18 protein-coding genes are annotated in these 21801 nt (G+C 46.1%); 11 read left to right on the forward strand and 7 right to left on the reverse strand.

The window, feature by feature from the left end; translation table 11 throughout:
• Positions 1–146: 146 nt before the first annotated feature.
• Positions 147–2183 carry an EAL domain-containing protein gene (locus PY479_RS00005; RefSeq protein WP_275482465.1) on the reverse strand — a complete coding sequence of 679 codons (2037 nt, stop codon included), beginning with the start codon at positions 2181–2183 and terminating at the stop codon, positions 147–149.
• Positions 2184–2410: 227 nt separating this feature from the next.
• Between PY479_RS00005 and pnp the strand changes: the two genes are divergently transcribed.
• The 3 genes from pnp (at position 2411) to PY479_RS17570 (ending at position 6482) form a co-directional block, all read left to right on the forward strand.
• The gene (gene pnp, locus PY479_RS00010) at positions 2411–4516 is read left to right on the forward strand and encodes a polyribonucleotide nucleotidyltransferase (RefSeq protein ID WP_212595644.1); all 2106 of its coding nucleotides are present in this window, start codon (positions 2411–2413) and stop codon (positions 4514–4516) included.
• 147 nt (positions 4517–4663) lie between these two features.
• The gene (gene nlpI / locus PY479_RS00015) at positions 4664–5563 is read left to right on the forward strand and encodes a lipoprotein NlpI (RefSeq protein WP_212595645.1); all 900 of its coding nucleotides are present in this window, start codon (positions 4664–4666) and stop codon (positions 5561–5563) included.
• 724 nt (positions 5564–6287) lie between these two features.
• On the forward strand, positions 6288–6482 hold the full coding sequence (locus PY479_RS17570; protein ID WP_040132766.1) for a DNA-binding protein: 195 nt from the start codon (positions 6288–6290) through the stop codon (positions 6480–6482).
• 51 nt (positions 6483–6533) lie between these two features.
• On the opposite strand, the gene PY479_RS00020 is transcribed toward PY479_RS17570, so the two are convergent.
• The 4 genes from PY479_RS00020 to PY479_RS00035 all read right to left on the reverse strand — a co-directional run bounded on the left by PY479_RS00020 (position 6534) and on the right by PY479_RS00035 (position 9522).
• Positions 6534–6746: a hypothetical protein gene (locus tag PY479_RS00020; protein WP_040132767.1), complete on the reverse strand. Its 213-nt coding sequence runs from the start codon at positions 6744–6746 to the stop codon at positions 6534–6536.
• Between the two features lie 286 nt (positions 6747–7032).
• Positions 7033–8274, reverse strand: a complete 1242-nt coding sequence (locus PY479_RS00025) for an integrase family protein (RefSeq protein ID WP_028870222.1) — start codon at positions 8272–8274, stop codon at positions 7033–7035.
• Between the two features lies 1 nt (position 8275).
• Positions 8276–8545, reverse strand: a complete 270-nt coding sequence (locus tag PY479_RS00030) for a hypothetical protein (RefSeq protein ID WP_032479292.1) — start codon at positions 8543–8545, stop codon at positions 8276–8278.
• Positions 8546–8547: 2 nt separating this feature from the next.
• Positions 8548–9522: a ParM/StbA family protein gene (locus tag PY479_RS00035; protein ID WP_275482466.1), complete on the reverse strand. Its 975-nt coding sequence runs from the start codon at positions 9520–9522 to the stop codon at positions 8548–8550.
• A gap of 464 nt (positions 9523–9986) precedes the next feature.
• On the opposite strand from PY479_RS00035, the gene mobI reads away from it, so the two are divergent.
• Entirely contained in the window at positions 9987–10430 is a 444-nt protein-coding gene (gene mobI / locus PY479_RS00040; RefSeq protein WP_049544960.1) for a conjugative transfer protein MobI(A/C), read from the forward strand.
• 10 nt (positions 10431–10440) lie between these two features.
• On the opposite strand, the gene umuC is transcribed toward mobI, so the two are convergent.
• Both umuC and umuD read right to left on the reverse strand, forming a co-directional pair.
• Positions 10441–11709: a translesion error-prone DNA polymerase V subunit UmuC gene (gene umuC / locus PY479_RS00045; RefSeq protein ID WP_022614396.1), complete on the reverse strand. Its 1269-nt coding sequence runs from the start codon at positions 11707–11709 to the stop codon at positions 10441–10443.
• Positions 11710–11716: 7 nt separating this feature from the next.
• Positions 11717–12166, reverse strand: a complete 450-nt coding sequence (gene umuD / locus PY479_RS00050) for a translesion error-prone DNA polymerase V autoproteolytic subunit (protein ID WP_022614397.1) — start codon at positions 12164–12166, stop codon at positions 11717–11719.
• Between the two features lie 654 nt (positions 12167–12820).
• Here umuD and PY479_RS00055 point away from each other — a divergent pair.
• The 7 genes from PY479_RS00055 (at position 12821) to PY479_RS00085 (ending at position 21795) form a co-directional block, all read left to right on the forward strand.
• Positions 12821–13729 carry a 3'-5' exonuclease gene (locus PY479_RS00055; RefSeq protein ID WP_275482467.1) on the forward strand — a complete coding sequence of 303 codons (909 nt, stop codon included), beginning with the start codon at positions 12821–12823 and terminating at the stop codon, positions 13727–13729.
• Between the two features lie 73 nt (positions 13730–13802).
• On the forward strand, positions 13803–13982 hold the full coding sequence (locus PY479_RS00060; RefSeq protein ID WP_275482704.1) for a hypothetical protein: 180 nt from the start codon (positions 13803–13805) through the stop codon (positions 13980–13982).
• 203 nt (positions 13983–14185) lie between these two features.
• Entirely contained in the window at positions 14186–15112 is a 927-nt protein-coding gene (locus PY479_RS00065; RefSeq protein WP_275482468.1) for a WYL domain-containing protein, read from the forward strand.
• Between the two features lie 9 nt (positions 15113–15121).
• Positions 15122–15721, forward strand: coding sequence for a DUF1819 family protein (locus PY479_RS00070; protein ID WP_006788198.1), 600 nt, complete (start codon positions 15122–15124; stop codon positions 15719–15721).
• Positions 15718–16320 carry a DUF1788 domain-containing protein gene (locus PY479_RS00075; RefSeq protein WP_275482469.1) on the forward strand — a complete coding sequence of 201 codons (603 nt, stop codon included), beginning with the start codon at positions 15718–15720 and terminating at the stop codon, positions 16318–16320. Before PY479_RS00070 ends, PY479_RS00075 begins: the two co-directional genes overlap by 4 nt.
• A 17-nt stretch (positions 16321–16337) precedes the next feature.
• The gene (gene brxC / locus PY479_RS00080; protein ID WP_275482470.1) at positions 16338–20015 is read left to right on the forward strand and encodes a BREX system P-loop protein BrxC; all 3678 of its coding nucleotides are present in this window, start codon (positions 16338–16340) and stop codon (positions 20013–20015) included.
• 16 nt (positions 20016–20031) lie between these two features.
• On the forward strand, positions 20032–21795 hold the full coding sequence (locus PY479_RS00085; RefSeq protein ID WP_140256558.1) for a DUF262 domain-containing protein: 1764 nt from the start codon (positions 20032–20034) through the stop codon (positions 21793–21795).
• Positions 21796–21801 lie beyond the last annotated feature (6 nt).

A 21801-nucleotide genomic window follows, 5' to 3' on the forward strand; every position in this document is an offset into this window, starting at 1 on the left:
CGTGCGCTTACGGCTTGAGTTAGTTGATGTCGCCATAAAGAAGTCCTCTTTATGTCAACGTATTTCAGGACGGGACACAGTTTCTCGTCAAAAAAGGAGGCATATGCCTCCTTTTTTGATCCAGCTCATTTTACCGTCGGATTTAATTACAGCCCTACCAAGCTGTGCTGGGCAACCACATAGCGCTTTTCAAATTCGTCGAGTGGCAAGGGTTCGCTGAAGTAATAGCCTTGACCTATCGAACACCCATTATTTTCTAACCACGCGAGTTGTTGACGATTTTCAATCCCCTCCGCAATAATTTGCAAATTAAGCTGTTTGCCTAAGGTGAGAATGGTCGAGGCAATTGCCCCGTTACCGGGCAATTCCGAGATAAAGGCGCGATCAATTTTGAGCGTTGTGAGTGGTAGTCTTCGCAGGTAAGACAGCGATGAATATCCGGTGCCAAAATCGTCTACCGCAATGCCAAACCCTGCGGTCTTCAATTGTTGTAGCTTTACGATGGCCTGTTCCACATCATTCATAAATGATGTTTCGGTAATTTCAATCTCCAGACACTCAGGCTTAACCTGATAACGCATTGCAGTCCGTTTGATATGGGGAATGAGGCCTGCATCCGTAAACTGCTTGGTTGAGACATTACAGGCAATCGTGGTTTGAAAATTATAATGTTTCTGCCAGTGATTGAGTGTCTTACAACTCTGTTCTATCACCCATTCGCCAATGGCGATAATAATGCCCGTTTCTTCCGCGATGGGAATAAAAGCCATCGGACTGACCAACTTGTCGCCCCGTTGCCAGCGGATGAGCGCTTCGCAGCCAATCAGTTGGCCGCTTTTTAAATCCAACTGCGGTTGGAAATACAGCAAAAACTCATTATTTTTGATGGCTTCATGTAATGAGGCTTCTGTACGTAGACGGGTCACCGCGCGTTCAGTCATCTGTTGTTTGAAAAATGCCCATTTATTCGAGCCGACCGCTTTGGCACTGTACATGGCGATATCAGCATGGCGGATCAGATCTTCTGCGGTTTCTCCATCGTCTGGGTAAAAGGAAATGCCGACCGAGGCCGCCGGATGAACAGAATGTTCACCCAATTTAATCGGGACTTTCAGCTGTTCTAACAATTTTTCTACGAAATCAGCGACCTGCGTGGGCGAATGTAGATCTTCAGTAACAATGACAAACTCATCACCCCCCAGGCGCACCACTAAGCCATTGTTAGCCACAATCTTTTTTAACAACATGGCTATCCGGATCAGAAATTGATCGCCTAGTGAGTGGCCAAGCGAATCATTGATATTTTTGAAACGGTCCAAGTCAATGAACAGCAGTGCCAGATTATTTTTCCGGATACTCGCGCGCTGAATTGCCACGGAGAGCGTTTCCAGTAATAAGGTCCGGTTTGGCAACCCTGTCAGGGCGTCCCGTGTGGCCAATTTTCGAAGTTTGGCCTGGGTTTTTCCGAACTGCACTAAGATCTGATTGAATTTCGAGGCAAGCAATCCAATTTCATCATCATTGTGATTACTGATCACTGGCAGTAGATTTTCTGAAGGTGACTCTGGATCGATGCGGTCTATCGCTTCACCGATCCTGGCAATCGGTTTGGTCAAAAATCGGTGAAACAATAACGAAAGCACTAGCGTAATGAATAATGAGCGGGCGAGGGTGGCCGTAAAACTGAGTTTCAGTTGAGCAATCAACCCGGCGGTTAGTGCGCGGGGGTTATAGTTAATTTGAATATTGCCAATCAACTGTGGCTTCTTGTCATTTTCCGGATACAGCGGTTGGTAGAGTGGGCGGCTGATTTGCCTGAACTCGCCAAATAATTTCAAACTGATTGCCGAAAAAAGATCATCGGGGAGTGATACGGTATTTCCAGCACTGACAAACGTTTTGCCATCTTCTAACGAGATAGTCGCTGAGCTGACATATTCGATTTTTAACAGACCTTCTAGTGTCTGCTTGGCAAGATTTTCATCTAATGACCACACCGCGTTTTCTAGCGGTTGTTCGACAGAATCAAGTACTTCTTTTTGACTGTGTGTAAGTGATTCTCTTTCGGAAGATGCCACCATGAGGATTTCAACGATGAAGATGGCAACGGCAAAAAATAGCGCAGTGAAAACGACTAGGTTCGTTTGTTTCCAAGTGAGTGACCTGAAACGTCTGGCCTGCATCCGCTTCTTCCTTTGCTCCCGAGTGCTTCTGCGAAGGCTACTTCGGTTGTCGGTGGTATAGTAATAGTGTTAGTTCACAACAGCATATTTTACGGAACGAACGCTAGTTTCCCTACTGTATGGAAAAGTTGTTGTTTTGTCATCCAGTTATGCTCTTTATCTGCACAACTGCTTTGCAGTATACTTACGCGCGAATTCAAGGTTATTGAAATTAAGGAATGGGTCACGTGAATCCAATAGTAAAAAGTTTTAAATATGGTCAACATACAGTCTCTCTGGAAACAGGCGTAATCGCTCGTCAGGCCGATGGTGCCGTTCTGGCTAGCATGGGCGATACCACCGTTCTGGTAACCGTAGTCGGTAAGAAAGAATCAGACCCAAGCCGTGACTTCTTTCCTCTTACTGTCAACTATCAGGAAAAAACTTATGCTGCCGGTAAAATCCCTGGCGGCTTTTTCAAGCGTGAAGGTCGTCCTTCTGAAGATGAAACCCTGATTGCCCGTCTGATTGACCGTCCTATCCGTCCACTGTTCCCTGATGGCTTCACTAATGAAGTGCAGGTCATCATCACAGTGGTTTCTGTCGATCCGCAGATTGATCCAGATATCATCTCTATGATTGGTACTTCTGCTGCATTGGCGATTTCCGGTATTCCATTCAATGGTCCCCTGGGCTCTGCTCGTGTGGGTTACATTAATGGTGAATACGTACTGAACCCAAGCGTTGCTGACTTGGATAACAGCGAACTGGATTTGGTGGTTGCCGGGACCAAAAATGCAGTATTGATGGTGGAATCTGAAGCGAAGATCCTGCCGGAAGAAGTGATGCTGGGGGCAGTTGTTTATGGTCATGAACAGCAGCAGGTAGTTATCGACGCGATTGCTGAATTCCAGAAGGAAGCCGGTAAGCCACGTTGGGACTGGACTGCACCAGTGAAGAATGAATCACTGGCTGATAAGGTCAAAGCCATTGCTGAAGCGGACTTTACTGAAGCCTACCAGATCACTGCTAAGCAGGAACGTTATCAAGCTGTTGCTGACATCAAGAAAGCCGCTGTAGAAAAACTGTTGGCGGAAGATCCGCAGTTAGATGCCACAGAAATTGATAATCTGTTGGGTAGTCTGGAAAAGCGCGTTGTACGTAGCCGTATTTTGAAAGGGTTGCCACGCATCGACGGTCGTGAACCAGATATGGTACGTGCCCTGAGTGTTATGGCTGGCGTTCTGCCACGTACTCACGGTAGCGCGTTGTTTACCCGTGGTGAAACTCAGGCGCTGGTCACTTGTACCCTCGGTACTGAACGTGATGCTCAGAAAGTGGATTCTCTGCTGGGTGAGCGTACTAAACGTTTCATGCTGCACTACAACTTCCCACCATTCTCTGTGGGTGAAACCGGTCTGGTTGGCTCACCAAAACGCCGCGAAATCGGTCATGGTAAGTTGGCTTGGCGTGGTGTCAATGCAGTGATGCCATCAGAAGCTGAATTCCCATACAGTGTTCGTGTGGTATCTGAAATTACCGAATCAAACGGTTCCAGCTCTATGGCCTCTGTCTGTGGTAGTTCTCTGGCGCTGATGGATGCGGGTGTACCAATCAAGACTTCTGTTGCCGGTATCGCTATGGGCTTGGTAAAAGAAGGTGATGACTTTGTGGTACTGTCTGACATTCTGGGTGATGAAGATCATCTGGGCGACATGGACTTCAAAGTGGCTGGTACTCGTGACGGTGTTACTGCACTGCAGATGGACATCAAAATTGAAGGTATCACCAAAGAGATCATGGAGATCGCTTTGCAGCAGGCCTATGGCGCTCGTGTGCACATTTTGAATGTTATGGATCAGGCGATTAATAAAGCTCGTCCAGATATTTCTGATCATGCGCCACGTATCACTACCATCAAGATCAACCCAGAGAAAATCCGTGAAGTTATCGGTAAAGGCGGCGCCACTATTCGTGCACTGACTGAAGAAACCGGTACCACCATTGAACTGGAAGATGACGGTACTGTTAAGATCGCCTCTACTAACGCTGACGCCACTAAAGAAGCTATCCGTCGTATTGAAGAGATCACCTCTGAAGTGGAAGTCGGTCGTATCTACAAGGGTAAAGTTATTCGCATCGTTGATTTCGGTGCCTTTGTAAACATCCTGCCTGGTAAAGATGGTCTGGTACACATTTCGCAAATCGCTGAAGAGCGCGTAGCGAATGTTTCTGATTATCTGCAACTGAATCAGGAAGTCACTGTCAAAGTGATGGAAGTAGATCGTCAGGGTCGTGTACGTCTGTCTATCAAAGAAGCACAGCAAGCTGCTGCCGCTGATTCTGCTGAATAATCGGCTAATGACAGTGTAAAGGAGATCTTCGGATCTCCTTTTTATTTGCCTGCAGTTTTTTTATACCGTAGGGTAAGTTGGCTGATGGCAGTGATTGACCTCTGTTGCTATGATGAACAGCGCATTGGAATAAAGAAGGACTTTTGCATGAAATTTAATTTGCGGGCTGCCGTATTCTGTATTGTGGCTGTTGGCAGTCTCATGAACGGTGGTTGTGCTACAACTTCAGCAGCGGATAACCAGGGACAGTTGCTCGTGGCGCCGTTATTACCCGATTACAAAATGGAAATAGCACTGGCTAAACTGAATGAGATTATTTCCAATGCCAAACTCACTCAGGAACAGCTGGCGCGCTTTCATTACGATCGCGGCGTGATTTACGATCGGTTGGGGCTGCGCATCATGGCGCGAATTGATTTTCATGAAGCATTGAAGCTGCAACCCGATTTGGCTGACGCCTATAACTTTATTGGGATTTATTACACCCAGGAAGGCGAGTTTGACTCGGCTTATGAGGCCTTTGATTCCGCGTTAGAACTCGCGCCTGACTACGATTATGCCTATCTTAACCGCGGCCTGGCACTGTATTACGGTGACCGACCTAAGCTGGCCGTGGATGATATGACTGCATTTTTGCAAAAAGATCCCACCGATGGTTATCGGGCATTATGGCTTTATTTGGCTCAATACCAGGTTGATCCCAAGCAGGCGCTGGCGTCACTACAGCTAAATCGCAGTAAATTGCACGACGAGGCCTGGTCCACCGTGTTAGTGGATTATGTGTTGGGTAAAGCTTCTGATAAACAAGTCTTTGCGTTGGCCAAACGTGGACTGAAAGGGCCTTCTGAATATGCTGAGCGGTTGTGTGAAGCTTATTTTTATCTGGCAAAAGTGGCCGAAGAACAGCAACAGAATGACAAAGCCGCCAACTATCTGCGCTTAGCGCTGGCAACCAATATCTATGATTTTGTCGAACACCGTTACGCCCGGGTTGAGTTGGCATTGTTGGCAAATAAGATGGACAGCCAAAAAGATACGTCTAAGTAATTTAACGCAGTCAGGCGGTAGAATTCGTTGCCGCCTATCACTCGTCTCACAGCTTTTGCCGGAGTTTCGGCTTTGCACGTTGTTTATCCTGTCAAGATCATAGAAAATAGCCGCCTTTAAGATTGGTTATCCGCGTCCGGCCCTACTTTTAATATGTGGTGAACCGGCGCTATTTACGCAGAAGATAGTTCCCATGTCGAATAAGCTTATCCAGCAGGAAGTCGGTAAACGCCGCACTTTCGCCATTATTTCGCACCCTGATGCCGTCCAGCCTTTCAACGCTTAAAATCACCTTTCATTGCACACCACAATCACATCTCTACGTACTGAATTTAAAGGCTTTTTGTCTTTTTCTCGTTTCTTTGCTTTTCAATGATGTTCAAGCGTAACCTCGGAAAGTGTGTACAAACTTGAGTACAAATCTCCATATTTACCGTTTTTAGCCAAATTCCATGACACAAACCTAGCTGTAGGCCTTGTGCCTACTGGGTTTTAGCCAAAACTTACCTATGTTTTTCATGCGAAAAATCGAGAAATGATGGTAAGACGTTCGCGATTATCTCTAATTGTTTACCGGTTGAGTTGGTTACCGGTTTTTTTCCTGCTGTCCTAAAAGTTCATTTGTATGGACCTGATCTTCTGAACAAATCATGCATCTTTCTAACCATCAACAAGTGATGAATCAGGCGATGATAGCTTTACATTGATTTTCAGGAGAATGCAGATGACAGCAGTAGCGCACCAGGTAACCCCTTTTCTCACGTCTTACGAAGTTATGGCTCGATACCACATTAGCTATACGACGCTCTGGCGAAGAATAAAAGATGGCAGCTTGCCGCAACCTCGTATCAACCGAAATACACGAAACAAGCTTTGGCACATTGAAGACTTGAAGGAGTATGAGAACAGTGAAGGTTGAGCAGGGTTTAAGTGTTAAGGGCAAAGTTCCGCCCTTAACCTCTTAACAATATTATTCGTTAATGTTGTCAGGCTTATCGTGATTTGGATTGTTTCGGGCGTACTCCACACCATTGCGCTTATAAATGTGCGTGTCTGGATGTTTACCTTCCTTAACTTCACGAACCAGTGTTTTTCGACTTACTTCGCCGCGCCCTGTAATTGTGTAGCTATCATTTCCACCATTTTTACCGCCATTGCCGTTGATACTTGAACCTTTCGCCATTTGGAATCCTCAATAAATTGAATCTAACTGGAGGTGCATTCAAGAACAGCAATGGAACCCAAGGTTTCACATCCTAAAGCACTACAAATTAAATGTGGTTTCAAACTGAGAAACTCAAGAGTTCAGGCTGAAAAATGACCAGGTTAAACCCTGATGATAGCTATGGGGCTTAAGCCTAGTTTTAAAGCGACCAGTCAAAAAACAACATTGAGAAGGTTTTTGACGTGGTCACAATAAGGAATCCCAATCTCCTGGTAGCGGTAGCGGTAGCGGTAGCGACAAATTCTTACTGTCCGAAACGCCAGTTGAATGGAAAGCCTGTCGGCTCGATGATGGTTTCTAGCTGTTGATACCAAACGTCGTAAGCATGACGCATTTCATCCAGGTACTGATATTGGTTGTAGATAGCATCCAACCCTTTTTTACTGTGGCCAATCATCAACTCGGCAACTTCTTGCGTCGTGATGGCAGACATTCGCGTTCGCATCGTTCTGCGAAGATCATGCATAGACCAATGTTCCATCTCAACACCAAGCGATCTGCGAGCCCAGATTTTCACATTGTTAGGAATAGTGGTATCAAAGCCATTTGTGGCAAGCTCTTCTTGTCCGTTCGCGGGAAACAAGTAAGTTGATTTGCTCATTTGCATCGCCAGTTCAATCAGCTCGATAGCTGGTTTAATTAATGGCCGCATGATCGGCGCTCCAATTTTCTCACCTTGTTTGCGGATCTCTATGGGCACTGTCCACATTGCAGATTGCAAGTCAAAGTGATGCTTTTCAGCTTGAATGAGTTCGCCCTTGCGACCGCCCAATAGCAGAAGCAGTTTTATGTAGATGCGGTTCTTCTCAGTGATTTTTGACTCGTGCAAATAGCGCCAAAGTATCCTGATCTCGTTGTCATTTAGCACCCGAGTTCGTTTGCCTTTCTTGCCGCCGACTTTCTTTGCAGTGATCCCTGCGGCAGCGTTAATTTCCAAAATTTGTTCATCAATCAGCCAGTCATAAAACTTATGCAGCACAGACACTAGGCGCTCTGTGTTCGAAGGGGACGACTCCGAAACCTCACGAAGACAGTTTCGCAAGGACAATTCATTGATGTCAGTTAATGGGTACTTGCCAAGTCGGGGCAGCAAATATATTTCACTGCTGCGTTTTTGGTAGTGCCACGTTTTCTCCTTTAGCCCTTGCTTACCGGCAGAGTCTATCCAGTCTCGAAAAATCGATTCGAAGCTTTGGTTGGCAGAATACTTGGCCCGTTCCTGCTGTAGGTAGAGCTTGGGGTTTCGGCCCTGATCAAGTACCGCCCTTAACCTATCCAGCTCATTCCTAGCTTCAGCAAGCTTCATAAGTGGGTAAGTACCAATGTCTACCCGCTGTTGCTTGCCATCGAAACGATAACGAAACTGAAAAACAATTTTGCCCTTGGGCGATACCCGAGCACTTAGCCCATCACGGTCGGCTTTTACTACGGTTTCTTTTGCTTCTTTATTTAACCTGGCATCGAGCCAGCTAACTGATAACGCCATGTTATAAGCCCAGCCCTAGTTTTGATTTTAATGATTGTTTACGTGATTCTGCTTTGGGTTCTAGCGCTGTACTCACAGAAGTAATTTCAACTTCTGGTGCATGGCCATCCACCGGTGCAGATGTAGTGGATAGATTGGGTTGGCTCATTTGAATTAACCCAAAGGTGGCCAGCATCCGCAGACGCTCAGCGCGTTCCCGTGGTGGCGTCTTTTCCAATTCTTTGAGCAGTTCAGGGTGGCTCCCTGGGGGAATGTTGACGACAACTCTCATAATCATGCCCCATAAAACCAGAAGCCTCGGACGTTCGCCAAAACAGATTGTTCCGGCACGATGATCTTGCTTCGTGAAAAAATCTCCTTGGCCGCTTCCTTATAAGCCATGGCTCCACCTCCGGCGATCAATACCAAGTCCGCATTAATGCTTTCGTCACGCATGGATTGGCGCATGGCTGTAAGAGCAACAGGCGCTACCTTTTTCATGGCAGCATTTAGATAAGGTGAAATATCGACTTTTTCTCCAAATAGCAGCACCTGCAAGTCGCCGGTTCTCATGGCTTTTTCAAGTCGATCCATACCCACTTTGGCACCATGATCTTCCGAAATCAGCTTATCAATGGTTTCCAGTAGCACGGACATTGCCTGAAGGCTGGTTCCTGAAGAGCTGTAACGAATTTCTCCGGCCTCAAGAGCAACCCAATCAACAGAAAAGAAGCCGGGGTCTATGACGACGACGCGACCTTCTTCAATTAAGCCCAAATCACCACCTGTTTGAACCAGATCCATATAGGCACCGGCAGGCTGCGGCAGCACTTTGACGTCATGAACGGTGATGCTGCGCTTAGGCGTCACTTGATGAACACCTTTTAAACGCTTCACAAGGTCAGACTTACGTTGTGGTTCATGAAACTGGGAAACCGGTAATCCAGTGACAACCAAATCGATGGACTCTGTTTCAGCCATTAACAAGGCGGCATGAAAAAGCGCCCTATAGGTTTTTGTGGTGGGATATTCCGGGTGGAGCTCTCGTTCCCAGCCTTGAAGGCGTCCAGCAGGAACACCAGCGGCCCAGCGCTCATTATCGACAGATACATACAAACAAGTGTCATCATCGCCTCCACCGATACGCTCTGGCATACGATCCGCAGGACCGGCACCCGCAGGTAGAATAATGGTTTTCGGTTCACTACCTGATTGGCCAATTGCCAGCTTCAGGTTTGAGTAACCGATATCTACGCCTAGTACAAACATACTTATCTCCTGTGCACTCAAAGTGCTCTAACGGTTTTCAATCAACCGCACTGGTCACGCTTGGGCTTTTCCAAGTGCTCTGGCGGTTCACTCAAATGTCATTATCAGGATTCGGTGCACTGGCGGTGGGCAGAAAGGTGACAAATCCTTTCATCTATCTGCCTATTGCATTTTCGCAAAAGTATGAGAATAGGCTCTGTTTGGCGGCTGGTGACCTAGCCAAAAAAATCGAGACGCCAAACGTCGTTTGCATTCTGGCCTGAACTTGCCAAACGGTTTGTATCTTCATGGCGATACGTCTTTTTAGGTGTTTTTAAGTGAAATCGGCCTGTATCCCTTGTCAGGTATGGGATTGCGCGAGTTGATTTATATCGAGACGCCAAACAGTGATTGTTACGGCAGTTTTACGTTTGGCGTTTCGATCCAAAAGCCAAACGGATAGTGGTTTTGGCTTTTGGGGTTAATTGGATGGGGAAATTGGTTTGGTAGAAATCGTCAATGAACAATGGAAAGCAGATGTATCAGATTTACTTCAGCAAGAAACGGACAGGCTAAAAGCACTGGCACGAGCTGAAGTTGATGACTTTTGGGTTACCCATTACAAGGTTCGTGAAAATGAGCCATTTAAAGATTGGGGGCTGCTTGGTGTCCGTATCAGAGACTTTAAGTATGGCTTTGGCATAGAGTGGTACATCAACAGTTTTCACGGTCAACGAGGCAAGCGCGTTGTCTTTAGCAAGGGTCTGCGTATTTCAAAGACGAAGCTGAGATACTCATTTTTGGACTGCCAAGGTCTAGCCAAAGAATGGGAGTTAGCGCTGGCCATGGAGAAAGAAGAATTCTTCAGTGATGTTCGACGCCAGGTTGATAAGCTCAACATGCTGCGTCGCAGAGTGAATGCCTACTGAATTATCGGCGCTACTTCACTCGCGGTAACTGGTCCCAGCGTGTTGTGTAAGCGGGAGACAAATGCTCTCGCTTCATTGACCAATCTTTCTTCGTACCTTGTCCAGCAAAGAAAACCTTTCCGGCACCGCTTTGATTAATAGTGTCCAATACAGACATCAGCTGCTGGCTATTAGAGCGGGTCGATACGTCATCGAATAGTCCTGGTTGAAACATGCCAGGATCGTAAAAGTCAGACAGCATGACGCCCGCTTTGGCATAACGAAAACCATCCTTCCAAATCCGCTTGAGTAAGTGATTGGCCAGCTCGATAAAATCCCGCGTATCGCAACTGGGGATCAGCAACTCACCCGATGCAGAGTTGCTGTACTGCGGCTCGTTGTCCTTAAAGGGGCTGGTTCGTATAAACACGGTCAGCACTTTGGCTTGCTGCTGTTCTTTGCGAAGCTTCTCAGTGGCACGGGTTGCGTATTCGCATACGGCTTCACGTAACAATTCAAAGTGCGTCACTTTTACGCCAAATGAACGGCTACAGACGATTTGTTTCTTAATTGGCGGGATCTCTTCAAGTTCAATGCACGACTCACCATTGAGCTCTCTGACGGTTCTCTCTAAAACCACCGAAAACTGGTCTCTGATGGCTCTAGGTGAGGCATTGGCTAGATCTAAGGCTGTGGTGATACCTAACGCATTTAAACGCTTAGAAAGTCGTCTACCAACGCCCCAAACATCATCAACCGGAACTAATGCGAGCAATCGACGTTGCCGATCTAGATTGGTCAGGTCTACAACCCCCTGAGTGGCAGGATATTTCTTGGCGGCATGGTTAGCCAGCTTGGCGAGTGTTTTAGTCGGTGCAATGCCTACACAGACGGTGATCCCAATCCAGTGGCCTATGCGCTCTCGCACTTGTTGTCCGAACTCGACAAGGGATAGGGCAGACTCAATACCGGTTAAGTCCAAAAACGCTTCGTCAATGGAGTAAACCTCTACTCGTGGTGCCATCTCCTCCAAAGTGCGCATCACTCGACTGCTTAAATCTGCATACAGCGCATAGTTAGACGAGAATGCCAAAATGCCATGGCGCTGCATTTCAGATTTGATTTGAAAGACGGGTACGCCCATTTTAATACCGAGTAACTTAGCTTCACGCGACCGTGCAACCACGCAGCCGTCATTGTTGGACAGCACCACAACCGGCGTATCTTTTAAATCAGGACGAAACAGCTTCTCACAACTGGCGTAAAAGTTGTTGCAGTCCACCAAGGCAAATACAGGCATGGGATAGTCACGACTTACGGCGCATGTTTCGCACCACACTGATGACCACACCAAATATCTCTAGCTCTGTCCCTTCGGGAATATGAATGGGTTCATACGCCCGGTTTCTTGGGATCAGCATGACGCACGGCCTTAGTTGAAGCTCCTTTACCGTGAGTTCTCCATGGATACCCGCGATGACAATGTCACCGTGTTCGGCTTGGACAGAGCGATCAACCACCAAAATATCATCTGGGTGAATCCCGGCATCAATCATTGAATCACCTTCAACACGTACAAAGAACGTTGCAGCCGGTCGCTTGATGCACAGCTCGTTAAGGTCGAGCGTTTGCTCAACATAATCCTGCGCTGGTGAGGGAAAACCAGCAGAAACACGTTCCATGAACAATGGGATACGAAGGCGCTTGGCTTTGATGAAGGCAAGTGCGCCGCTACGGCCTATCAGCGAGACACTCATGACGAACCTCGAAAAATCATAACTAATACTGTTTGTTTATACAGTATCTAATGCTATGCTGATTTCTACAAGTAAAATTGTAGGTAAAACTGTAGTTGTTCGAGTAAGACGTTGTGTCGTGGGTGATTTATTTCTTGTGTTGAAAAGCTTGATGTGGGGATTGCTCGCCCTCGTCAAAGCCTGCAAGGCTTGGACAATACTGCTTCTGCCTACTGCTCTTGTTTCTGTTACTGATCCTGTTACTGCTACTGGTTAACGCATGGGTCAAGTAACCGTCAGACAAGGCTTGTTGAACCCTTCGCAAAGGGTTTCAAAACAGTTAGTAAAATTCTGTTTCGTATTGAATTTACTGGCTTAAAGGGAAGTCAGGAGCATCATTAAAATGCTCAGTCGAACTCAGTTAAAGCCTTTTTCAACCGTTTGAAAAGGGGTTGGCTAAGCCATACGTAAAGGGTATTGGTAAGGGTTACCTAAAGGGTTTAGCTAAGGCTTTCTGAAAGGCTTAGCCAAAGCCTTCATACATGGGTTCACCCAGTAGAAAGATTAAAAAAACGCTGAGGTATCCAAGGTGCATTTTGTACAAATGCGTTTATAAACGGACAGGGCACAGTGAAATCACCCAAAGCGAACAATAGAATTGAAGAGGAACCATCAATGACAAGAGCCCCTGCGCCATTTCCGCTAGAGCGCCTCGCGGAGATCCCAGAAAGACCAGAAGATTTTAGATTGCTGGAGCGCATTCCATTAACGCGTGAACCGCAGTCCTGGCCACTTGAACTTTCTCCTGTGGTCGGTGATGAACAGCCAATGGTGCTGCTCGATACAGAGACAACCGGACTGTCTGCCGATGACGAGTCCATTATTGAGCTTGGTATGGTTAAGGTGCTTTACAGCCCATCAGCTATGCGGATTGTGTCGATTGTTGATGTGATCAGCCTGTATGAAGATCCCGGCAAGCCAATCCCCGAGCTGATCACCGAGTTAACCGGTATCACCGATGATATGGTGCAAGGCCAGCGCATTGATGATGCAATTGTAGCGAGTTGGTTATCCGATGATCCGCTGGTGGTTGCACACAATGCACAGTTTGATCGTCCTTTCTTTGAAAAGCGGTTTGCTGCATTAGGCCATCTATCTTGGGCCTGTTCAGCCAGTGGCATAGATTGGAAGGCACTGGGCTTTGAAAGTCGGAAACTTGAGTACCTACTGCTTCGCTTAGGTTGGTTTTATGAAGGACACCGAGCTGCAACCGATTGTTTGGCGATGGCCTGGTTGTTCCATTTGTTGCCCGAGTCCGTTGCAAACTTGTTGTCTGAAGCAGACAGGCGAACTGTGTTAGTTCGTGCGTTTGGTGCGCCGTTTGACGTAAAGGACTATTTAAAAGAGCGTGGTTACCGCTGGCATGACGGCGTTAAAGGTGCCAACAAACATTGGTGGCGCGAAATCAGCGAAGACGAGTTGCCGCAGGAACAAACTTACCTGGATGATTTGTATCATCGTGGCTCAGAACATGCCCACTATGACTACAAAGATGCCCGCAATCGATTTAAAGCCTTGTCATAGACCCTTGCATATTTGAAAACCTCTGGAAAATGGAAAGTGAACTCATGGTTTAACCAACAAGAGGAATCTTTCCATGTACCAAGACACCTACATTGAATACTGGGGCGAAATCTTCGTCTCTGCCCGCATCATTGAATTTGGCATCACGTTCGAGCGCTTTCTTAAAGATCCATGGAAGCATTTGATGTCCTGTGGCCAAGAGTCTGCCCCAGACGCGATTGCTGAAGGGATGCTGCCATTGCTACCAGCCTAGGCAGAAGTTGCTAGACGTGTTCGAGAGAATGAATTGCGTCAGTTGGCATTCCAGCGTGAGCTTCTATCAAGGCCAGAAAAGAAACATTCGAACAATGTCAAGCCAATTTTTATAGCCAACAAGACGACTTGTTGATACTATGAGACCTAATGAAAAAAAGTAGGTTGCTTGATGGCATTCAATCGATGGCTTCCTAGTTTTAAATGATTAGGGCTTGTCCCAGATGGATTGAGAGGCTGACAGTGCAAGACAACACTGGACTTGAAGAGCTTAGCCAAGCACAGAGAGAACGACTCGCTCATATTGATTTCACTTTGTTATTTAAAGGTGAAGCTGGGCGTAGTTATTTAACCGAGCGCTTTAGCGTAGCGCCGTCTGTGGCAACACAAGATTTTGCGCGGTACAAAGAGTTGGCTCCTAACAACGTTATGTATGACGAAAAGCGCAGAGTGCACTTGAAGACGAGCGCATTCCAGCCGTTGTTTGATTATGACGTTGTTCGAACTCTTGCGACGATAAGCCAAGGGTTCGGTGATGGCTTTCTTGGCAAGGTCAGGCCACCTATGGCTTGTGAAGCACCATTTCATCTCAATAAGCCGAAATTGGAAGTGGTAGCGGCTATTAGTGAAGCCATACATAAGCGCGCTGTGATTAATATTGAGTACACCTCATTGTCGAGTGGTCATGGGAGCAGGCAAATAGTTCCTCATACCTTGATTGACAATGGCTTGAGATGGCATGTCCGAGCATTCGATAGAAAGCATAGAGAATTTAGGGATTTTGTTTTAACCAGAATAAGTGAAGTTGAGTTGTTAGAGGATGAGGTTAACGACGAAGTTGAGACTCTTCAGTGGGATAAGCAATGGAACCGAATCGTTGAACTAGAGCTGATACCTCATCCAAAACTAGCACATCCAGAAGCTGTATCGATGGACTACGCAATGGAAAACAATAGGTTGCGTGTAGAGATAAGAGCTGCGTTCGCTGGATATTTACTGCGTTTATGGAATATCGATTGTTCAAAGAATAGTAAGGGCAATGGGCGAGAGTTCCATTTAGCACTTAAAAATCCAGAAGCACTATACGGCGTTGACAATGCTGCACTCGCTCCTGGATATAGCGAATCGTGAGATGAATTTATGAATATAAAAGAATATTTAGGCGATCTTATCGGAGGCAGTTTATTGATAACTGAATCTAGAATAATCGCAGAATCGCTACTGAAAAAACTTCCAGAAGATGAGTGGAAGTCGCTGATCGTTGAGCAAAATGTTCTTCAGAAAAAATCCGGTCAGACTGCTATTCGTTATGCCAGAACAATCCGTTGGCGTATTGAAGGCCTGGGTGATGAGTTTATGACTGATCTTTTAGTCGCGAGTGAACGCGCCTATGTCCAAATGCTGATGATGTCATTACTCATTCATTCTCCGGTTGTCGCTGATTTTATGCGACTTACCTTAGCCGAAGCTCGTCGCACCTATAAACCCTCTTTAACCGCTGATGCATGGTCTGAGTTTTATGACACGAGAGTGCGGGCATATGCCGAGCTTGGCGGTTTTTCTGACTCAACTGTCAAAAAAATGGGTAACAACGCAATTAAGGCACTGGTTGATAGTGGCTACCTGAGTGATAGCAGGACAAAGAAAATACAACCTGTTTACCTAATGCCAGAAGTTAAAGACTGGTTAGTTCGTCTGGGCCGGGAAGATTTGATTGAGGTAATGGAGTGCACAATATGAAGGCTCTTCAGACCAGGCTTGATCTGATACTGGAACGAATTGAAAGCCCTAAGTTTTTGAAAAACGATGGCTTGGGCAATGAAATTGGATTTTGGGTATTTGACTATCCAGCCAAGTATGAACTGCTTGTACGAGAGCACATTAAGCACGTTGACGAAAAACTCAACAAGCGTGGTTACCGGTTTGTCCATCTCAATATTTTTGAAGTCTTGATAGATATGCTTGAGGAGCGAGGCCTTTTCGACCGAGCTTGCCAGCGTGAACTGCAAGTCGGTGTTGATGGCCTTCGAAAAACACTAGCCGGGCCTCTGAGTCAAGAGAAAGTGGCAAGGTATATCGCGGACAAATATAAGCCATCAGAACTTGAGTTTGTGTTGCTGTCAGGCTTAGGCAGTGCGTGGCCTCTTGTCCGAGGACATGAGTTACTTAGTGCTCTGCAAGACGTGATGGGTAGCACGCCATTAGTGCTTTTCTATCCGGGTGAATATAGCGGAAGGGATTTGCATCCTTTTGGCATGATCGAATCTAAAAACTACTATCGCGCCTTCAAACTTGTGCCTGAAGACGGTAAAAAACCTTTTTCTGAAAATAAGAAGTAGAGCAGGGAGCCTCCCGAATGAAAATTGAACAGATTTTTTCCAAGAAGTTGACGCGTGATATTAACGGCGTTGTTAAAGCGGAACAGAAAGACAATGACAGTGTGTATGTCGAGCTTGATGAGTATGTTGTAACCCGAGAGTTAGATAGACACTTTCGTGCATTCTTTGAAGCTTATGTACCCTCTGTTGAGAAAAGCCACGGTGATATGTCAGGTAAAATTGGCGTATGGATTTCTGGCTTCTTTGGCTCGGGTAAATCGCACTTCCTGAAAATTTTATCTTATTTGCTTGAGAATAAATCTGTTGAAAAAGATGGCCAAGGCCGACAAGCGTTTGAGTTTTTCAAAGACAAAATCAACGACGCTATGCTGTTGGCGGACATCCAAAAAGCGGTTACCAAAGACACTGATGTTATTCTTTTTAACATCGATTCGCGAGCCAATACGGACGACCGAGAAAATGCCATTCTTAAGGTTTTCCTCAAAGTCTTTAATGAGCGTGTAGGATACTGCGCTGACTTTCCTCATATTGCGCACTTAGAACGCGAGCTTGATAAGCGTAATCAATACATGTCTTTCAAGGACAAATTTGCTGAGTTGACTCAATCAACTTGGGAAAAGGAGCGTGACGCCTATGACTTCTATCGAGACGAACTTTCAGAAGCACTCGCTCATGCCAGTGAGCAATCATTAGAGTCTGCCAAAGCGTGGGTTGAACAGGTTGAAAACAATTTCCCGCTAGATATCCGAAACTTCTGTAAGTGGGTTAATGAATACTTAGATCGAACTGGGGATCGTAACCTTCTTTTCTTAGTTGATGAAGTCGGTCAGTTTATCGGTAAGAACACACAAATGATGTTGAAGCTTCAGACCATTACTGAAGATCTTGGCACATATTGTGGTGGCAGAGCTTGGGTCGTTGTTACCTCTCAGGCAGACATTGATGCTGCCATTGGTGGTATGGATAAGCGCGATGGCGAGGACTTCTCTAAAATTCAAGGGCGTTTTAGTACCCGCTTACAGCTGTCGAGCTCGAATACCTCGGAAGTTATTCAAAAGCGTTTGTTGTCCAAAACGGAAGAAGCTCGTACACACCTCATCGATGTCTTTGCTGAAAAGGGCGACATTCTTCGTAACCAGCTGACATTTGATAAAACGACAACCGCCTCTCTAAAAGGTTACACCGACGCTCCGTCTTTCGTGGACAACTATCCGTTTGTGCCTTACCACTACACGCTGGTTCAAAAAGTGTTTGAGTCAATTCGAACAAAAGGCGCGACGGGTAAGCACTTAGCCATGGGTGAGCGTTCATTACTTGATGCTTTCCAATCAGCTGCAAAACAGATGAAGGACTCTGGCCTTGATGTGTTAATCCCGTTTTACAGTTTCTATGCACCGATTGAAAGCTTTTTGGAGCCAGCGGTTAAGCGAACGATTGACCAAGCCTGTGAGTTGGATTCCTTAACAGAATTCGATGGCAAGATTCTAAAAACTCTTTTCTTGATCCGTTATGTGGACGTTGTCAAAAGCACACTAGACAACCTTGTGACGCTGTCAATTGATCGAATCGATGCAGATAAAATTGCTCTGCGTAAACAAATTGAAGAGAGCTTGAATCGTCTTGAACGCCAATTGCTGATTGCGCGTAATGGTGATGAGTTTATCTTCCTGACCAACGAAGAAAAAGAGATCGAAAACGAGATCCGCCACACTGACGTTGAAATGTCAGAGGTCTCTAACAAGCTTTCAGCAATCGTATTTGACGGTATTTTGAAAGGTAATCGTGCCTATCGTTACCCGATTAATAAGCAAGACTTTGCGGTGAGCCGTTTTTGCAATGGTCATCCAAAAGATGGCACCACGCTGGAAGACCTAGTCATTAAAGTCATTTCACCTTTGGATTCGCACTTTGAAAATTACTCCCACGATCAAGCGTGTATCAATCATACGCTTGAGGCTGATGGGTGCGTGCTCGTCAAGCTGGGCGAACATAAGCGTCTTTGGGATGACCTGACAACCTTTATTAAAACTGACCGATTCTTAAAACAAAATTCAGGACAGCGACCAGAGCAAGAACACCTTCTCCGCGAAAAGCAGATGGAAAATATTGAGCGTGAAAAACGCTTAAGAACGGATTTTGAAGCTTTATTTGCTGAGGCTGACGTTTACGCTATCGGCACAAAACTACCGAAGAAATCAGCAACGCCAAGTGCCATCGTCGAAGAAGCATACAAATACGTTATCGAAAACACCTTCGCTAAATTGAATATGCTCAAGGCAACGCCTGGTGAAGTTTTGCGTGAGCTACAGGCCGTACTTGTTGCTGATGATATTGCTCAGATTGGACTGGATCTTCAAGCGGATGAATGTAACCCAGAAGCTACGCGTGAGGTTGAGCAGTACGTAACGCTAAAAGTCGAGCGTAATGAGCCTGTGTACTTACGTGACATCGTTGCCCGTTTCGGCAAACGCCCGTATGGCTGGCCAGACAATGAAATCTTATTGCTCACTGCAAGGCTGGGCTTGGCTGGAAAGGTATCTTTTAGTACCCAGGGCACAGATCTGGCGTTGAAAAAAGCTTACGAGCCGTTTACCAGTGTGCGTAAACGCGGCGAGATCCGTGTACATAAGATCAGGCAACATGACGAGCGCCAAATTAAAAAGACTGCTGGTCTTGTTAAAGAGATCTTTTCTAAAACCTTTACCGGCTCTGGTGAGAAGGAGCTCTACGAATTAGTGCGCGATGAATTACTGACTTGGAATGAAGAGCTTAAATCATTCAGAACCAAGTCACAGACAGGCCATTTCCCAGGTAAATCTCAAATTGACGATGGTCTTGCATTGGTCGCGGGTATTCTTGAGCAAACTTCAAGCTTCGCCCTTATCGCCCGATTCTTAGAAGACGCTGATGCCCTTGAAGAGTTTGCTGAGGACTTTGAGGATCTTGATGACTTCTACAATAGCCAATTTCAAACTTGGCAAGCCCTTACTGGCGCATTGAACGAGAAGTTTAAGGCCAATAGACCTGCGTTAGAAAAAGACAATGAAGCATTAAAAGCGCTCACTGAATTAGAACGCATTTACAATATGCCGTCACCGTATGAGCAGCTGCGCCACATTAATCCGCTTATCGAGCAGGTGGCAAAAGTTAACTCAACATTGGTTGAAGAAAAACGCACTCATGCCTTAGAGCGTGTTGATCTGCGCATCGGACGTGTAAAAGAAGCGCTAGCTGAAGCTCATGCACCGTCTGAACTACAGAACCAAGCACTGCGCCCGTTACAAATGTGCAGACAGCGCATTGAAGCAACCTCTTCAATACCACAAATTATCAGTGAGCAAACTGAAGCGGAAGGTTACGAGGACGAAGCTTATGAGTTGCTGAATGGCTTTATCGAAGATCAACGCAAAAAAGCTGAAGCTGAGCATAGACGTCGTGAACTCGAACAGAAGAAACGCGAAGAGGAAGCAGCGAAAGCCGGTAAGGCAGCTCCAGCACCTGAGCCAGCCCCTGAACCAGTGCAGCCACAGCCGGTTGCAAAACGTACCGTAACGATTAACCCAACCGATGCCATGGCTAAGTCAGTAACAACCGGATTCATTGAAAGTGAAGCCGAAGTTGATGCCTATCTTGCCGCTTTAAGAGAGCAGCTGATTGCTGCGGTCAAAGCTGGCGACCGAGTAAGAATTAAATAAGAGGCAACGGATAGCTATGTATCAAGCGGGTGGAACAATAAGATCATTACTCGACAAGGTTGCTGAGCAGGAATACCTGTTACCGGCCATCCAGCGAGAGTTTGTATGGCGACCAGAACAGATCTGTCGTCTATTTGATAGCCTGTTGCAAGGTTACCCGTTTGGGACCTTTCTATTCTGGAAGATAAAACCAGAGAACCGGGATAGCTATCAGTTTTATCAGTTCATGCAGCATTACCATGAGCGAGATAACTACCATTGTGAAAATGTCACTCAGTTACCGGAACGTGAGTTCATTGCCGTCCTAGATGGACAGCAGCGGATTACTGCTTTGAATATCGGCTTACGCGGCTCATTTGCGTGGAAGCTGACAGGTAAATGGTGGAGTAATGATGACGCCTTCCCTGTGCGCAGGCTTCACTTAAATCTGTTAAGCCAGCCCGACTTAGAAACTGGGTCGATGTATGACTTTGAGTTCCTTACCGACGATAAAGCTTCTCTGGATGCTTCTGAACAATACTGGTTCCGTGTAGGCCGGATCATGGAAGAGGAAGAAGATGCACTTATCGATGAAGTTGCTGATGATGCTAGGTTGAGTTCGGAGCAACGCAAAGAGGCTCGCTCAACTCTTCGTCACTTGTATCGAACCATCCATGACAAAGACAAGATTTCGTTTTACGAAGAAAGTGATCAGAGCCTAGAACGTGTTCTGAATATCTTTATCCGCATGAATAGCGGCGGTACTACCTTGTCCTACTCAGACTTACTACTTTCAATAGCAGTAGCCCAGTGGAGCTCGTTAGATGCCCGTGAAGAAATTCATGCATTAGTGGATGAGATGAACCGTGTTGGTGATGGATTCAACGTATCAAAAGATCTCGTCTTAAAAGCAGGCTTAATGCTCTCTGACATCGGTAGCGTGGGCTTTAAGGTTGAGAACTTTAACAAGGAAAACATGGCGATTCTGGAAAAGAACTGGACGCCAATTCGTGATGCGTTATTGCTCTCAATGCAGTTGCTGGCAAGTTTTGGTTTTAATGCACAAAACCTCAGAGCAACAAGTGCCATCCTCCCGTTGGCCTATTACCTGCACCACCGAAAGTTAACGGCAAGCTACCTTTCTAGGGTTGAATATGCGGTCGATAGAGAATGCATCAGAAACTGGCTCATTAGGTCGTTGTTGAAAGCGTCAGGAATCTGGGGAAGTGGTTTGGATACCCTGCTTACTATGCTTCGCTCAGACATCAAACAATCGGGTGATACGGGTTTCCCGCTAGCTAAAATTGAAGCGACCATGCAACAGCGTGGTAAATCGTTGCGCTTTGACCCAGAGGAAATTAGTGAACTAGCCCAGTTGGATTATGGTAATCCGCGTACCTTTGCCTTGTTGACATTGTTGTTCCCTGGATTCGATTTTTCACGACACTTTCATGTGGACCACATTTACCCCAAAGGTTTGTTTACACGTAACAAGCTTGCAAAAGTTGGTGTCCCAGCAGAACAGCTAGATGAACTCATCGAAGCATCTAACAAGCTGCCAAACCTTCAGCTGATGGAAGGGACTATCAATAATCAGAAGCGGCAAAAAATGCCCCATGAATGGTATGCGCAGCAGTGGCCTGATGTGAATGCAAGACAAGCACATTTGCAATCGCAAGCCATAACATCATTACCTGAACAACTAAACCAGTTTATGGATTTTTACCGCGAGCGTCAGGAAACACTGCTTGCCCGCATTAGAACTGCATTACAACCCGCAAGCAGCGTAGAGACAGAATAAGAGGCG

It is taken from the genome of Shewanella sp. A32 (genome assembly GCF_029167175.1).
GTDB classification, from domain to species: Bacteria; Pseudomonadota; Gammaproteobacteria; order Enterobacterales; family Shewanellaceae; genus Shewanella; species Shewanella yunxiaonensis.